We start from the raw sequence: 15520 nt of genomic DNA on the forward strand, positions 1-15520 counted from the left end.
GTGCAGGAGACCGATATCATGCATGCGCGTTGGCTGACCCTCCCCCTGCTGGCCCTGGCCGCCGCCACTTCGAGCTGGGCGGCCGATTGCCCGGCGCTGCTCCAGGGCAGCCTGCCGGAGCTGCGCGGCAAGGAGCAGATCGACCTGTGCCAGCGCTTTGCCGGCAAGCCGCTGGTGGTGATCAACACCGCCAGCTACTGTGGCTTCGCCCCGCAGTTCGAAGGGCTCGAAGCGACCTACAAGAACTACCGCGAACAGGGCCTGGAAATGCTCGGCGTGCCGTCCAACGACTTCAAGCAGGAAGACGCCGACAGCGACAAGACCGCCAAGGTCTGCTACGCCAACTACGGCGTGACCTTCACCATGACCAAGGCCCAGCCGGTGCGCGGCAAGGACGCGATCCCGCTGTTCGTCGAGCTGGCCCGGCAGAGCAGCGCGCCGAAGTGGAATTTCTACAAGTACGTGGTGGATCGCAAGGGTAAGGTGATCGGCAACTTCTCCAGCCTGACCAAGCCGGACGATCCGGCGTTCAGGGCGGCGATCGACAAGGCGATTGCTTCGCAGCCTTGAGCCAATAGGTCCAGAGTGGGGGTCGGTCGGCTGATCTGATACTTTTACCCCGCCCTATGGCGAATCATCGATCGCTCCTGGGTCAAGGCTGGCCTATTGTGGCGAGCCGCGGGAGGGGTTAACGGGTAATTGTCATTTGGGTAATGGGCACCGTACCTACAATCCTTGTATTGCTCGTTTTCATTCGCCGGATAGGCACGTGTGTCGACTACTCCGGGTGCACCGTCAGCGCCACCAATCGAATGACGACTGGTCGCACCATCAGTACACAGAAAAACGCCACGGGCATCGCCAGCTGGTACGCCTTGAGTACGTTGTGCAGGTAGTCGGCAGCGACCCCGCCATTGGCGGCGGTAATCACGAAGCACATCAACAATGCCATGATCGCTGACATGTAGAACGCGAACACATAGGGCGTGGCGCCTGCGCGTAATTTGCGACGATTACGGATCGAGGACAATTCGGTCATGGGGGCCTCTGTTCGAATGAATGGGCGTGCAGGTTAACAAGGGCTGTACGCAACGCTGTAGACCCTCTTCACTGAGTTCTTTATAAAGAGAAACTTACGAATCAGACAGGCACTCCATGGATCTGCTCAACGCCATCCGCAGTTTCATCAAGGTCGTCGAAGCCGGCAGCATTGCCGGCGGTGCCCGCAACCTGGGTCTCAGCCCGGCAGCCGTTAGCCAGAACTTGGCACGGCTGGAGACGCATCTGCAGGTGCGCCTGCTGACCCGCACCACTCGCAGCATGGCCCTGACGCCGCCTGGCAGCCTGTACTACGAGCGCGTACGGCATATCGAGCGTGATCTTGCCCAGGCGGAGCTGGCGGTCACCACGCCGGACAGCGAGCCCCAGGGGCGCTTGTGCATTGCCTCGACCTCGGCGTTCGGACGGCACGTGCTGGCGCCGTTGATCCCGGCGTTCAGCGCACGCTACCCGCTGCTTTCGATAGAGTTGGTGATGGCTGATCGAAAGGTCAATCATGCCCGCGAAGACGTGGATGTGAGCCTGCGCATCACCCCTCAGTTGGAAGATCATCTGCTGGCCCGGCATATCGCCCGCATTCCCTTCATCTGCTGTGCCTCGCCCGGCTACTTGGCGAGTGCGGGTTGGCCAACCACGCCGCAAGCTTTGCACGATCATAGTTGCCTGGTGTTCCGCTACCCGGTGGATGGGCGCTTCCTGCCTTGGGGATTCATGCGCGATGGGCTGCGTTTCGAGGCCCGTTTCGGGCGGGTGCTGATCAGCGACGATATCGATGCGCTGACCCAGATGGCGCTGAATGACGGTGGTATCACCCGTCTGGCTGAGTTCGTAGTGCGCCCGCATCTAGATGCCGGCCGGCTGGTGCCCCTGTTTGAATTCAGCGACAGTGGGCAGGCCTATGCCCAGACCGAACCGATGGATGTCTACCTGTGCCTGGCCGATCGCTTTGCTCTGACGACCAAGGTGCAGGTGTTCATGGAATACCTGCAGCAGTGCCTGGGAGAGCAGTGGCGGGTGCAGGCATGAAAAAACCGCCACGGGGGCGGTTTTTTCATACAGCAGGTGTCACTCAGAAGCGGTAGGTCAGCGAAGCACCAACGCCGTGGGCGCTGTTTTCGTACTTGGCCTGGTAGCTGCCTTTGAGGCCTGCCTCGGCCAAGCTGTGCGGCTGGTTGTTGACCTTGGTGTCTTCTTCCCACAGGTAGGAGTAGGCCACGTCGATGGTCATGTCGTCGGTCGGGCTCCAGCCGGCACCGATGCTGAAGATCTTGCGATCGCCAGTAGGGATGCGTGGGGAGCGGTTGGTGTTGTTGGTCGGCGACTGGTCAACCGAGAAGCCGGTGCGCAGGGTCCACTCCTTGTTCACCTTGTAGGAGGCGCCAATGGCGTGAGCCCAGGTGTCGTGCCAGTTCTGTTCCTCGGTGATGGTCTTGAACTGCCCGGCAGCGCCTGCCGGCACCTCGTTGTTGACCGTGATGTTTTCCAGGCGGCTCCAGCGGGTCCAGGTGCTGCCTGCGTACAGGGTCCACTTGTCGTCCAGCTCGTGGGTCACCGAGAAGTCCACCGACTCGGGGGTCTTGATCTTCAGGGTGGCATCGTACTTGTTGCCGTTCAGGCCAAGCAGCGGGTAGCTGACCTTGGTCTTGCCTTCGAGCTTGTAGTCGACCATCGAATGGTAGGTCAGGCCGACGCGGGTGCGGTCGGTGGCTTGCACCAGGATACCGATGTTGTAGCCGACGGCGGTGTCGTCGCCCTTGATCTTCACCTCGCCATCAGCGGGACTGCGCGGCGAGATACTGGCCAGGTTCGAACCCAGCTCGCCCTTGATACGGTTGATGGTCGGGCCGAAACCGATCGAGACCTTGTCGTTGAACGCATAGCTCACGGTCGGCTGGAAGGTCACGACCTCGACATGGCTCTTCTTGCCCCAGTAGCGCGCGGCATCGTCACTACCGTAGTCGGTGACCAGGCCGAACGGCACGTAGACGCCGAAACCGACGCTCCAGTGATCATCGATGGACTTGACGTAGTAACCCATCGGCACGCCGACCACGGGCACCATGTCACCGTCCATTTCCCCCCCTTTGTTACTGCCGCGTCCGGAAATATCGGACTTGGCGATGACCGCGGCACCACCGACGGTCATCTGGTCGCGCTTAAGGCGGGACATGCCCGCCGGGTTGCCATACACGGTGCTGGCATCTTCGGCAGAAGAAGAACGACCCGCGAAACCTGTCCCCATGCCGCTGACACTCTGTTCGTTCAGGGCAAAGCCGCTGGCGAGCAATTGGCTGGATGCGAGGGCAACGGCAATGCCGAGAGAGGTTTTGAGCATAACTTTTTTCATTATTAGAAAACTCCTTGGGATCTCCGGGGCGAAAAGCTACCAACAAATGCCGCGCTGCGCCATAGGCTGAAACACAGGAGATAGAGCGGTTTTGTAGGACAATCCGACCAAAATTCCGTTTATTCCGGTTGTAGGGCGCGGCGGCTCAGGAGGCTTGGGTCAGCACTGGCTCGATGCAGTGCTGCCAGGCCTGGGTGAAATCCCGCAGGCGGCCCTGGGGGTGGAAGGTCTGCCGCCAGATCCGCGCCAGGCCCAGGAGGTCGTCGGCCGCGGGCAAGGGCATGGCCTGCTCTTCGATCAGCATCCAGGCGATGGCGGTCGCGTAGCGCAGGTTGACGGTCAGTTCGAGGTGCGGGCCGCCGAGGAAGGCGTGCTGGCTGGCCAGGCCACGCACCAGGCTGGCCAGTTCGGGGTCGCGGGCCAGGTATTCGTCCCACAGGCAACGGTGACGATTCCCGCCGATCCGGTAAAGCCCGTGGCCACGTCGGTCATGCAGGGCGGCCCCCAGTGCAGACTGACTTGCGGCAACGCCCAGTAACAAAGCTTCGGCGCTTTCGCAGTGGCGACCCAGGTAGATCAGGGTCGGCCGGATCACATACTGACTCAACTCGCTCGCAGCGATGCCCATGATGCCCTCTGCTGAAAAGGGCCGACGGGCGCTGGAGCTTGGCAGCTGGTGAGTGGTCAGGCCCGCCGGAAGCGGCAGGTGCCGCTCGAGTTGAAGTGTAGTGTGATAACTGTGGTGTAAAGGGCTGTTTTTAAATCGATTGCAGCCTGAAGGCGCGGGGCATATGCCCGCTGGCGATTAGGCCAATTACCTTCAGGCTGGGTTTTGCATGGCGTATTCATGGCGTGAATCTCCCGCCATTCGTTCATGCGGTCAGCGACTGGCGGGTACGCTCGATCACCGCTTGCAGCGGTTCGGCCCGGTTGTACTGCTCCGGGTAGAGGCGCTCGCTGTGGCAGGCGATGCCATGCTCGTCGACCAGGGTGAAGCTGAAGCTGCCCTTGCGTGGGGCAACGATAAGGCACTTCAGTGGGGCGAAGGCCTGGGAAAGGGTGCCGAAGGCAGCCTGGATCTGTTGATGGTTACTCATATTGTTGGATGTTCCTGCGTAAGACACGGTGTTTGATCCGTGCACAATAGAAACGTTCCAGTGACGTCTTTATTAAGGAGACGCAGAACCTGACTGGAACAGGGCAGCCAGAGAGGCGCATGCAATTAGGTGGGCGCTGGGCTGACTGGTAGGTACGACAGAAGGCAGGCAGCACACCGACACCAGGGTTCTGGGCATCGGGGAAGATCCTGATCAATCTGAAACGTGATTCGTGCTGGGCAAGGCTTGCCGAGTGAATCATCGAATGGGCCGGTCCCGATGGGGCAGTGCCTGCTCGTTGTCGAGCGGAAAGCTGCGGGGGACTGAGTGGCCAGAATGACTTCAGCTGGGTACTAACAGGGCGCAACCCTACACGAACTTATCGGGGTTGGCAAGCTTTTGGCTTTTCTGGCGGGAAGCCGATCATTATGTCGTCAATCGCGCCTGCTGTGAAGAGGGGAAAATGCCCCGTCAATCGCCCGTCTGTACCGTTTTCGTGCACGGAGATGCCTTTTGTTGGAGCACTTGTACACACTCGGCTGAACAGTTGTAACCCTCCTGCAACATCCTGTGGACGGCTCGCCAATGACTTGACTGAGGGCTTAAGTCAATGAAAAAAAACACTTAATTTTGCTGGTGAAAAAATCGACAGTTTGACTGAAAGCCCCATTTCACAGGGGTTTGCGGGCTACCTCAAGGGGTTGTCCACCGAGTTATCCACAGGTTCTGTGGATTGTCCCGGGCGCTTGCTCTAGGACGGGCGTGCCAGCTGTTTCTTCGATTGTCCGACAATCGGTGGGTGGGGGTGGCATGGACATTTTCCCTGGGAAAACGTCAAGAAAAAATCATGGAAAAAAATGTCGATCAGCCGAAAGTCGCCCAGGCCAGTCCACAAAAAATGGAGTAGAGTGGCGCGCCTCTGGAGTCATCCTTGCTGTTGGTCATGAAGCTTCGCGGTAAACACCTCGCCAGTCCTGATGCCTCGCCATCGCTGCCTTCCCCCAAGCGGTTTTCCCTGAAAGTGGCCCTGTGGCTGCTCGACAGCCCGCGCCTGGGCGACAAGCCCAGTGTCAAGCACCTGGCCGGGCGCATGCTCAAGCAGCCGGCGCGCCAGGGCGTGGTGGTGGCTCAGAGCCGCCTGGGGCAGATGCTTTGCCGCGACTGCGGCAATGCCCGCGACCGGCGCATCGGCCATGAACTGCTGCGCCAGGCGGCCCGCGCCGGCGATCGCCGGGCCCAGCTGGAGTATGGCCGGTTGTGCCAGGCCCAGGAGCCGGAGCAGTCTCGCTATTGGCTGGAACTGGCGGCGGGACAGGGTTCGCAGGAGGCGCGTCGATTGTTGCGCCAGTGGTTCGGTGGTTAACCGGAGCAGCTGTGTAAAAACAATTGTGAGGATTGCGCTTGCCCCTGTGGGAGCGGCCTTGCGTCGCGAAAGGGCCGCTCCCACAGAGAATGCGCATGGCTTGAGGTGCTCTCTCGCTTGGCACCGACCAGGCAACCCTGCCACCAGGCTGATAAGCTGCGCAGCATTCGTCAATGTTCGATCGGGGTAAGCATGACAGTGGATCTGACCAGCATTCTGCTGGGCTTGGTGGCGGGCGCCGTGCCCTGCCTGGGCTGGGTCATGCAGGTACAGCGCGGCCAGGGTGCGCGCAAGGCCGAACAGGCCTTGCTCGAAGAACGCCTGAACGCCGCCCAGCTGACCCAGGCCGGCTTGCAGGCCCAGCTGGAGGCCAGCCGCGACGAGATCAGCGACCTGAGCGAGGCCAACACCGTCAAGCAGACCCAGCTGGCCGCCCAGGGCCGTGAACTTGAACTGCTGCAGATCGACCGCGACAACGCCCGTGACGCCGCCCATGCCTGGCACCTCGAACGCGCCAACCGCGAGGCCGAACTGCGCCGTCTCGAGGCCCAGACCGCGCGCCTGGAGGCCGAGCTGCGCGAGCAGCAGGAGAGCCACCAGCAACGCCTCGAGGACCTGCAGGAAGCCCGCGACACCTTGCGCGCGCAGTTCGCTGACCTGGCCACCAAGATCTTTGACGAGCGCGAACAACGCTTCGCCCAGACCAGCCAGCAGCACCTGGGCCAATTGCTCGACCCGCTCAAGGAGCGTATCCAGGCGTTCGAAAAACGCGTCGAGGAAAGCTACCAGCAGGAGGCCCGCGAGCGCTTCTCCCTGGGCAAGGAGCTCGAGCGCCTGCAGCAGCTCAACCTGCGCCTGTCCGACGAGGCCACCAACCTCACCCAGGCACTCAAGGGCCAGAAGACCCAGGGCAACTGGGGCGAGCTGATCCTGGAGCGGGTGCTGGAGCACGCGGGCCTGGAGAAGGGCCGCGAATACCAGACCCAGGTCAGCCTGCGCAGCGCCGACGGAGAGCGCTTCCAGCCCGATGTGCTGATCATGTTGCCGGGCGACAAGCAGGTGGTGGTGGACGCCAAGGTCAGCCTGACGGCCTACCAGCAGTTCGTCGGCAATAACGACGAAGCCGCGCTCAAGCAGCACGTGCAGTCGCTGCGCAACCACGTCAAGGGCTTGTCGAGCAAGGACTACAACCGCCTGGAAGGCCTGCACAGCCTCGATTTCGTGCTGCTGTTCGTGCCCATCGAGGCGGCCTTCTCGGCAGCCTTGCAGGCCGAGCCCAACCTGTTCCAGGAAGCCTTCGACCGGCAGATCGTGATCGTCAGCCCGACCACTTTGCTCGCCACCCTGCGGGTGATCGACAGCCTATGGAAGCAGGAACGCCAGGGGCAGAACGCCCGGGAGATCGCCGAGCGTGCCGGCTGGCTGTACGACAAGTTCGTGCTGTTCATCCAGGACCTGGATGAGCTCGGCGCACGCCTGGCCCAGGTGGACAAGGCCTACGCCGCGGCGCGCAACAAGCTGTGCGAGGGGCGCGGCAACCTGGTCAGCCGCAGCGAGCAGCTCAAGCTGCTCGGTGCCCGGGCCAGCAAGAGCCTGCCCGCCGAGCTGATCGAGCGTGCCCTGGCCGACGAAGCGCTTACTGAACCAGGCTCAGATGCCGATTGAGCAGGGCGCGCAGGGCCGCCGGCTTGACCGGCTTGGCCAGGTAGTCCAGGCCTGCGGCATGCACCAGGGCGATGGTCTCGTTGCGCCCGTCGGCGCTGATCACCACCCCGGGCACCGGCTCGCCCAGGCGCGCCCGTAGCCAGCCCATCAACCCGGTGCCGGTCTCGCCGTCATCCAGGTGGTAGTCCACCAGTGCCAGGTGCGGACGCAGGCCCTTGCCGAGCAAGGCCTCGCATTCGGCCTGGTTGCGCGCGGTCCATACCTGGCAGCCCCAGCGGCTGAGCAGGCTGTTCATGCCGATCAGGATGCTGTCCTCGTTGTCCACGCACAGCACCTGCAGCCCGGCCAGCGGTTGTCCGGCCTGCTCCACGGGAGCGGGCGTTGCGGGCGCGGGGCTGCGGACGATGGGCACGCTGACGCGGAACACGCTGCCCTTGCCCGGCCAGGAACGCACCTCCAGCGGATGCCCGAGCACCCGGCACAGGCCGTCGGCGATCGCCAGCCCCAGGCCCAGGCCTTTCTCGGCGCGGGTCTGGTGGCTGTCCAGGCGCTTGAACTCCTGGAAGATCACCTGCAACTTGTCGTCGGCGATGCCCGGGCCGCGGTCCCACACCTCCAGCCACAGGCGTTCGCCCTGGCGCCGCGCGCCCAGCAGCAGCGGGCTCTTGCCGTAGCGCAGGGCGTTGGTGAGGAAGTTCTGCAGCACCCGGCGCAGCAGTTTCATGTCGCTGTCCACCCGCAGGCGGCTGCCGCGCAGGCGGAACTCCAGGCCTTTCTCGGCGGCCAGCACCTTGAACTCGGCGCCGAGGGTGTCGAACAGCTCGTTGAGGGCGAAGGGTTTGATGTCGGGGGTGACCTTGCCGTTCTCCAGGCGCGAGATGTCGAGCAGGTCGCTGATCAGCTCCTCGGCCGAGCGCAGCGAGCTGTCCATATGCTGCACCAGTTGCCGGGCCTCGTCGTTCATGGCCTCGGCCTGTTGCGACAAGGCGGCGGAGAACAGCCTGGCGGCGTTGAGCGGTTGCATCAGGTCGTGGCTGACGGCGGCGAGGAAGCGGGTCTTGGACTGGCTGACCGCCTCGGCGCGGCTCTTGGCCTCGGTCAGCGCCTGGTTGAGCTGTGACAGCTCGTGGGTGCGCTCGGCGACGCGCTGCTCCAGGCCTTCGTTGGAATCACGCAGGGCCTGCTCGGCTTCGCGGAACGGGGTGATGTCGGTGAAACTCATGACGAAGCCGCCGCCGGGCATCGGGTTGCCGATCAGCTCGATCACCCGGCCATTGGGGAACAGCCGTTCGGAGGAGTGGGCCCGGCCCTGGCGCATCCAGTGCAGGCGCCGCGCCACATGCACCTGGGCCTCGCCCGGGCCGCACAGGCCACGCTCGGCGTTGTAGCGGATGATGTCGGCGATCGGCCGGCCGACGCTGATCAGCCCGTCGGGGTAGTTGAACAGCTCCAGGTAGCGGCGGTTCCAGGCCACCAGGCGCAGGTTCTGATCGACCACGCTGATGCCCTGGTTGATGTTTTCGATGGCGCCCTGCAGCAGCGCGCGGTTGAACTGCAGCACCTCGCTGGCTTCGTCGGCGATGCGCACCACATCCTCAAGCTGCATGTCGCGGCCTTCGATGGCGGCCTTGACCACGGCGCGGGTCGAGGAGGTGCCGAGCACGCCGGCCAGCAGCCGTTCGGTGTGCTCGATCCAGTCGCCGTCGGCGTTCTGGTTGGGGTTGAAGCCCTTGCCTTGGCGGTAGGCGAAGCGGATGAAGCTTTGCCGGGCGCGCTCCTCGCCGACGAAGCGCGCGGCCAGCTTGAGCAGGTCGTCGATCTGTACCGCCAGCAGGGGTTTGCTGGAGGGGCGGGCGCTGGTCTGCTGGCCGATGAAACGCCCGGCCTGCCAGTGCTCGGAAACCCGGGTACGGGACAGGATCGAGACCCAGGCGAACAGGGTGAAGTTGCCCGCCAGCGACAGCACCACGCCCTGGGTGAGCGGGGTGATCGGCAGGTTGAGCGGGTTGCCGTGCAGCCAGGCCAGGCCCGGGAACAGCTGCAGCGACCAGCCCAGGCTGTGGGCGGCGATCGGCAGCACCAGGGTGTAGAACCACAGGAAGATGCCGGCGGCCAGGCCCGCGAACACACCGCGGCGGTTGGCCTGCTTCCAGTACAGCGCGCCGAGCATCGCCGGGGTCAGCTGGGTCACCGCGGCGAAGGCGATCTGGCCGATGGTCGCCAGGCTCGCGGTGGAACCGAGCAGGCGGTAGCTGACGTAGGCCAGCAGCAGGATGACGACGATGGTCACCCGGCGCACCGAGAGCATCCAGTGGCGGAACACCTCGAACGGCCGCTCGGCGTTGTTGCGCCGCAGCAGCCAGGGCAGCAGCATGTCGTTGGAGACCATGGTCGACAGTGCCACGGCCTCGACGATGACCATGCCGGTGGCCGCCGAGGCGCCGCCGATGAACGCCAGCAGGGCCAGGCTGGGGTGGGCCTCGGCCAGCGGCAGGCTGATCACGAACGAGTCGGAGATCACCGTGCCCGGCAGCAGCATCTGCCCGGCCAGGGCGATGGGCACCACGAACAGCGCGGCCAGGGCCAGGTACAGCGGGAACACCCAGCGCGCCAGGCGCATGTCCTGGGGCTCGATGTTCTCCACCACGGTGACGTGAAACTGCCGCGGCAGGCAAATGATCGCCATCATCGCCACGGCGGTCTGCACCACCATCGACGGCCAGTTGATGGTTTCTTCCCAGTAGTCGTTCAGGTGCACCGATTGCCGGGCCTGGGTGAACAGGTCATCGAAGCCGTCGTACAGGTTGAACACCACGAAGGCGCCCACGGCGAGGAAGGCCAGCAGCTTGACCAGCGATTCGAAGGCGATCGCCAGGACCATGCCGCGGTGGTGCTCGGTGACGTCCAGGCTGCGGGTGCCGAAGACGATGGCGAACAGCGCCAGCACCAGCGACACCACCAGCGCGGTGTCCTGCACCCGGCTGCCGGTTGCATCGGCGTTGGCACCGATCAACAGGTTCACCCCCAGCACGATGCCCTTGAGCTGCAGGGCGATGTACGGCAGCACGCCGACCAGGCAGATCAGCGCCACCACCACCGCCAGGGTCTGCGACTTGCCGTAGCGGGCGGCGATGAAGTCGGCGATCGAGGTGATGTTCTGCTGCTTGCTGATCAGCACCATCTTCTGCAGCACCCAGGGCGCGAAGATCAGCAGCAGCACTGGCCCCAGGTAGATGGGCAGGAACGCCCAGAGCTGCTCGGCGGCCTGGCCGACCGCGCCGAAGAAGGTCCAGCTGGTGCAGTACACCGCCAGCGACAGGCTGTACACCCAGGCGCGCAGGCGCGGCGGCAACGGCGTGCTGCGGCGGTCGCCATAGAAGGCGATGGCGAACATGATGGCCATGTAGGCCAGGGCGACCACGGCGATCAGCCCGCTGGACAACGACATGCAAACTCCGGAGCAAAAAATGAAACGCGGTCACGATCAATCAGTCTGGCACGCAGCGGCGGGTTCGTCAGCGCCGACGTTGGTCGCAGTGGCAGGACGTCGCAGGGCCCGCGATGGACCGGTATTGCCAACTAAGCCAGCCGGGCCGTGCGTGTCCCCAGCCAGTAGAACACCGCCGCCAGCATCACCGACCCGATCAACAGATAGAACACCGTCACCGGCACCACATGCCCCAGCGCCAGACCTACCAGGATCGGCCCGAGCCCAGCGCCCAGGTTGGAGAGGTTCTGCGCGCCATAATAAACCCCGCGCAGATGCTCCGGCGCAATCAGGTCGATGAACATGAACTCGGCCGGAATCACGATGATCTCGCCCAGGGTGAACACCAGCATGGCCAGGCACCACGCCGGCGCCGAAGCAGCCACGGAGAACCCCAGCAACCCGGCAGCGAACATGGCCATGCCAGCCATCAGCCAGGGCATCAGGTGCTGACGGGTGATGCGCCGGCCGATCAGGTATTGCAGGCCGATCACTGCCAGGGCATTGGTGGTTACCAGGTAGCCGGCCAGGCGCGCCACCTCGGCGGGATCGTTCAGGGTCACCACCAGGTACTGCGAAAGGTAGGCGGTGAACTGGCCGAACACCACGGCACTGAGCACGCCGCCCAGGGTGAAGCACACCAGGCGCCGGTCGCGCAGCATGCCCAGGGCGACCTGGGCGAAGCCCGCTGCCGGCCGGTCCTCGCGCAGGCTCAGCAAGCTGCGTTCGCCAAGGCGGTAATAGACCAGGCTCAGGCCGAGGCCGATCAGGGCCGAAACCACGAACGGCAGGTGGTCGTCCGCCTCGATCAGCAGCACCCCAAGCATCGGCCCCGCGGCCCAGGCGATGTTGTTGAAGGTGTACTTGATGGCGAACACTTCGCCGCGTCGGTTCTCTGCCAGCAAGGCGCAGAACCCGGCCTTGGCGGCAATGTCGACCACGGTCTGGGCCAGGTAGGCCACCACCAGGAAGCAGAAGAACAACGCAGCCGAAGTGCTGGCCACGATGCCGACGAAGGCCAGGGCGAACACCGAGGTGCAGGCGACGATCAGCGTATGACTGCGCAGGGTGTCGACCAGGTGTCCGCCATAGAGGCTGAGCATGGATGCCAGGAGCATCGCGCCGCCGACCAGCAGGCCGGTCTGGCCGACCGACAGGCCCAGGTGCGTTGACAGGTACACCACCAGATAGGGCAGGGTGATCGCCCGGGCCATGGTCAAGGTGAAGGTGGTGAACAACAGCAGGCGAACCGCAGCGGGGTAGCCTTTAAGGGCGCGGAGCATCGACCGATCCTTGTCATTGTCAGCGGTCAAGCATATGCCAGGTGCCGGCCTGGCTGCTATATCTTTAAAATCGATAACAGATAGAGAAATTACCCGTTATATAGATATTCTTTGCAGGCATAAGATATCTCTACCTTACACAAGGCCAGGAGACACCTTATGCCATGCACCCAGACCCGCGCGCCTTCCTGGCGCCCGTTCAGCCAATTGGCCCACCCCCGCGAAGTGATCCGCCAGTTCACCCCCAACTGGTTCGCCGCGACCATGGGTACCGGCGTGCTGGCCCTGGCCTTTCATCAAGTCCAGGTGCCGGGGTTGGACAGCGTGGCCGAGGGCCTGTGGTGGCTGACCATCGGCCTGTTTACCCTGTTCTGCGTCCTGTACGGCGCCCGTTGGGTAATGTTCTTCGATGAGGCGCGGCGGATTTTCGCGCACTCCACCGTGTCGATGTTCTTCGGCACCATCCCCATGGGGCTGGCCACCATCCTCAACGGCGCCCTGGTGTTCGGCATGGCGCGCTGGGGTGAGGCCGTGGTGCCGTGGGTTGAAATGCTTTGGTGGCTGGACGTGGGCCTGGCGCTGCTGTGCGGCGTGGCCATTCCCTACCTGATGTTCACCCGCCAGGAGCACAGCATCGACCAGATGACCGCAGTCTGGCTGCTGCCGGTGGTGGCGGCGGAGGTCGCGGCGGCCAGTGGTGGTCTGCTGGCTCCGCACCTGGCCGACGCCCACCAGCAGTTCCTGGTGGTCATCACCAGCTATGTGATGTGGGCGGTGTCGCTGCCGGTGGCCTTCAGCATCCTCACCATCCTCATGTTGCGCATGGCCCTGCACAAACTGCCGCCTGCCAACATGGCAGCCTCCAGCTGGCTGGCCCTGGGCCCGATCGGCACCGGTGCGCTGGGCATGCTGGTGCTCGGTGGCGACGCGCCGGCGGTGTTCGCCGCCAATGGCCTGGGCAGCCTGGGTGAGGTCGCCCGTGGCCTGGGCCTGGTGGCCGGTATTGTGCTGTGGGGCGCGGGGTTGTGGTGGTTGCTGACGGCGGTGTTGATCACCCTGCGCTACATGCGCCAGGGCATGCCGTTCAACCTGGGCTGGTGGGGCTTCACCTTCCCGCTGGGGGTGTACTGCCTGGCCACTCTGAAACTGGCGGCCTGGCTGCAGCTCGGCTTCTTCAGCGTGTTCGGCCAGGTGCTGGTGGTGGCGCTGGCCATGCTCTGGGCGCTGGTGGCCAGCCGCACCTTGCGCGGGGCGTGGCGCGGCGAGCTGTTCGTGTCGCCGTGCATTGCCCAGCACTGATCGGCCTTACAGGTTGGGTGTGTAGTCGAAGGCGCTGGCGGCTTGGATATCGGTGAACGGGATGACGGTCGCATGCTTGTTCATCACGCTGTTGACCAAGGAGCCTGGGAACATCTGGATGCCGTTGTTGAAGCGTTCCACTTCGCCGTTGAAAATCACGATGGCCGCGCCGACGTTCTGTTGCTGCTCGGCGATTTCACGCATGAGGTTGTTCATCAGCTCCGAGGCCTTGAGCTCGGGGTAAGCCTCGAAGGCCACGCGCAGCCCGCCGAGCAGCGAACGGGTGGCGTCCTCGGCCTTGGCCAGGGTCTTGCCGTCCGCCTCGACAGGCAGCTCGGCAATGGCGCTGCGCAGGCGGGTGATCCCGGCCAGCACGCCTTGTTCATGGTCGCGGTACAGGCCGGCCTGCTCTTGCAGCGCGTCGAGCACCTTGGTTTTCTGCCGCTCATAGGTCAGCACATCGGCCCAGGCGCGTTTGACCCGGTTATGGTTGCCGACGATGCCGTTGTACAGGCTGATGACGATCAGTGGTACGCCGATCAGCACGGCTAGCAGGATAAGGGCGAAAAGGTCCATGTCAGTGCTCCGTTTGTAGCTGTGCCGGGGTAGGCACGGTGAAATTGTCGTCGTGCTGCTCGGCCAGGGTGTGCACGGCGTCGAGCAGAGCGCTGAGCTGTGGCAGGTGCACGCCGTGGTCGATCAGCAAGCGGAAATCGCTCGCGCGGGCCAGCTCGCAAGTCAGCTTGAAAACGAGCGGGTTGTCGTTGCTGCTCAGGCACAGTTGCCCGTGCTGCGAGAACTCCAGGTTGGGCGTATCAAGCTGGCGATGCAGGTCGATCAGGTGCAGCACCGTCACCGGCTTGGCGAAGCGGGCGCAGGCCATGGCCGAGCTGCCAGTGAGGCTGAAGGCGCGGTCGAAGTCGCTTGATGCGGTCTTGAAGTGGTGCTCCAGGTCGACCATGGATGAGCGGCCGCCGCTACCGCCACCCAGGGCGATGCCCTTCACCCAAGGGAAGTCGATCACCAGGCTGTAGCGATCGTATTCCTGGTAGGAGGTCACGGTTTTCGAGGTTGTGCCGCCCTTGCCATCGGACTCGGTTTCCTGGTGGGTCTGTTTGTCCACGTAATGCAGGTGGTACCAGCGGTAGTTGAAGCTGTGCAGCCGGCCCTGATAGTGGCCCTGCACGGCGCGGCGCAGGAAACGCTTGTGGTTGCCGCGCACATAGTCGCGAAACTCGATTTGCAGGCCCTTGAGCAACTGGCTGTCGGTCACCGGGATTTCCTGCAGGCCGGCGGTGATCAGGCTGGAGCGCTCGGCCAGGTCGTAGGCAAGGTTGGGGATGAGCTTCCTGCGCTGGTAAAGGACGATCAGGCTGAACGCAGCGGCGCCGAGCAGGCCGAGCGTGAGGTTGGACGCGAGCTGCGCCAGGCTCTGGCCCAGCAGCTTGGCCAGCGGCGCCAGTAGCGGCTCGTACGCCTGCAAGTAGCCTGCGATGCTGGCAATGGCCAGGGGCCCACAGAGCAGGGCAATCAGCCAGGGCAAGCGGTTGTCGAACTGCATGTTGCCGTAAAAGGCGGCCATGGCGTCCACGGCGGCCAGCAGTTGCTGCTTGGTCGTCGCCGTGCGTGCGGTGTGGCTGGCCGCCCGCAGTGTGCGTTTGAGCCGGGCGTTGTGGGTATTCAATTGAATCAATGGCTGGCCTTCATCCCTGTTCAGTTCGGCCCCAAGGGGCGCACCTTCCGTGTTGGTGAGGGGCGGCAGTCTGCCAGCTTCGCGGTTGCCGTTCCATCGCGTCGAGCCACAGGCGGTGAACTGACAGCCGCTGCTTCTGCCACAGGCGTGGCGCAGCCGAAACCTTTGGACGAAGCAACGGGCTTGCCTTCATCGTCCATTCCCGTGCAGATTTGTGGCTTTATGCG

At 63.9% G+C, this 15520-nt stretch carries 13 protein-coding genes; 5 read left to right on the top strand and 8 right to left on the bottom strand.

Annotated features, from left to right (window positions below; all coding sequences use genetic code 11):
* Positions 1 to 18 precede the first annotated feature (18 nt).
* Positions 19 to 570 (top strand): glutathione peroxidase, encoded by a 552-nt coding sequence (locus DMX06_RS09365; protein ID WP_110736689.1) that lies wholly within the window; start codon positions 19 to 21, stop codon positions 568 to 570.
* A 208-nt stretch (positions 571 to 778) separates the two neighbouring features.
* Here DMX06_RS09365 and DMX06_RS09370 read toward each other — a convergent pair whose 3' ends face one another.
* Positions 779 to 1039, bottom strand: coding sequence for a DUF2798 domain-containing protein (locus DMX06_RS09370; protein WP_110736427.1), 261 nt, complete (start codon positions 1037 to 1039; stop codon positions 779 to 781).
* A 116-nt stretch (positions 1040 to 1155) separates the two neighbouring features.
* On the opposite strand from DMX06_RS09370, the gene DMX06_RS09375 reads away from it, so the two are divergent.
* Entirely contained in the window at positions 1156 to 2085 is a 930-nt protein-coding gene (locus DMX06_RS09375; protein ID WP_110736428.1) for a LysR family transcriptional regulator, read from the top strand.
* 43 nt (positions 2086 to 2128) lie between these two features.
* On the opposite strand, the gene DMX06_RS09380 is transcribed toward DMX06_RS09375, so the two are convergent.
* From DMX06_RS09380 to DMX06_RS09390, 3 genes are all read right to left on the bottom strand, one after another.
* Positions 2129 to 3406: an OmpP1/FadL family transporter gene (locus DMX06_RS09380; protein ID WP_110736430.1), complete on the bottom strand. Its 1278-nt coding sequence runs from the start codon at positions 3404 to 3406 to the stop codon at positions 2129 to 2131.
* Between the two features lie 145 nt (positions 3407 to 3551).
* On the bottom strand, positions 3552 to 4034 hold the full coding sequence (locus DMX06_RS09385; protein WP_110736432.1) for a hypothetical protein: 483 nt from the start codon (positions 4032 to 4034) through the stop codon (positions 3552 to 3554).
* 244 nt (positions 4035 to 4278) lie between these two features.
* The gene (locus tag DMX06_RS09390; protein ID WP_050704563.1) at positions 4279 to 4503 is read right to left on the bottom strand and encodes a hypothetical protein; all 225 of its coding nucleotides are present in this window, start codon (positions 4501 to 4503) and stop codon (positions 4279 to 4281) included.
* A gap of 943 nt (positions 4504 to 5446) precedes the next feature.
* On the opposite strand from DMX06_RS09390, the gene DMX06_RS09395 reads away from it, so the two are divergent.
* Both DMX06_RS09395 and rmuC read left to right on the top strand, forming a co-directional pair.
* Complete coding sequence (locus DMX06_RS09395) at positions 5447 to 5866, top strand: tetratricopeptide repeat protein (RefSeq protein ID WP_110736691.1); 420 nt, start codon at positions 5447 to 5449, stop codon at positions 5864 to 5866.
* A gap of 306 nt (positions 5867 to 6172) precedes the next feature.
* Positions 6173 to 7531: a DNA recombination protein RmuC gene (rmuC, locus tag DMX06_RS09400; RefSeq protein WP_181427806.1), complete on the top strand. Its 1359-nt coding sequence runs from the start codon at positions 6173 to 6175 to the stop codon at positions 7529 to 7531.
* Here the strand turns inward: rmuC and DMX06_RS09405 are convergent.
* Both DMX06_RS09405 and DMX06_RS09410 read right to left on the bottom strand, forming a co-directional pair.
* Positions 7503 to 10979 carry a hybrid sensor histidine kinase/response regulator gene (locus DMX06_RS09405; RefSeq protein WP_110736436.1) on the bottom strand — a complete coding sequence of 1159 codons (3477 nt, stop codon included), beginning with the start codon at positions 10977 to 10979 and terminating at the stop codon, positions 7503 to 7505. The two genes, rmuC and DMX06_RS09405, sit on opposite strands and share 29 nt — an antisense overlap.
* 131 nt (positions 10980 to 11110) lie before the next feature.
* On the bottom strand, positions 11111 to 12301 hold the full coding sequence (locus DMX06_RS09410) for an MFS transporter (RefSeq protein WP_110736438.1): 1191 nt from the start codon (positions 12299 to 12301) through the stop codon (positions 11111 to 11113).
* A gap of 159 nt (positions 12302 to 12460) precedes the next feature.
* Between DMX06_RS09410 and DMX06_RS09415 the strand changes: the two genes are divergently transcribed.
* The gene (locus tag DMX06_RS09415) at positions 12461 to 13600 is read left to right on the top strand and encodes a TDT family transporter (protein ID WP_110736439.1); all 1140 of its coding nucleotides are present in this window, start codon (positions 12461 to 12463) and stop codon (positions 13598 to 13600) included.
* A gap of 6 nt (positions 13601 to 13606) precedes the next feature.
* On the opposite strand, the gene DMX06_RS09420 is transcribed toward DMX06_RS09415, so the two are convergent.
* Together DMX06_RS09420 and DMX06_RS09425 are read right to left on the bottom strand one after the other, a co-directional pair.
* Positions 13607 to 14176 (bottom strand): LemA family protein, encoded by a 570-nt coding sequence (locus DMX06_RS09420; protein WP_110736441.1) that lies wholly within the window; start codon positions 14174 to 14176, stop codon positions 13607 to 13609.
* 1 nt (position 14177) lies between these two features.
* The gene (locus DMX06_RS09425; protein ID WP_146232193.1) at positions 14178 to 15293 is read right to left on the bottom strand and encodes a hypothetical protein; all 1116 of its coding nucleotides are present in this window, start codon (positions 15291 to 15293) and stop codon (positions 14178 to 14180) included.
* Between the last annotated feature and the right edge of the window lie 227 nt (positions 15294 to 15520).

It is taken from the genome of Pseudomonas mosselii (assembly GCF_003205295.1).
Classification (GTDB): domain Bacteria; phylum Pseudomonadota; class Gammaproteobacteria; order Pseudomonadales; family Pseudomonadaceae; genus Aquipseudomonas; species Aquipseudomonas mosselii_B.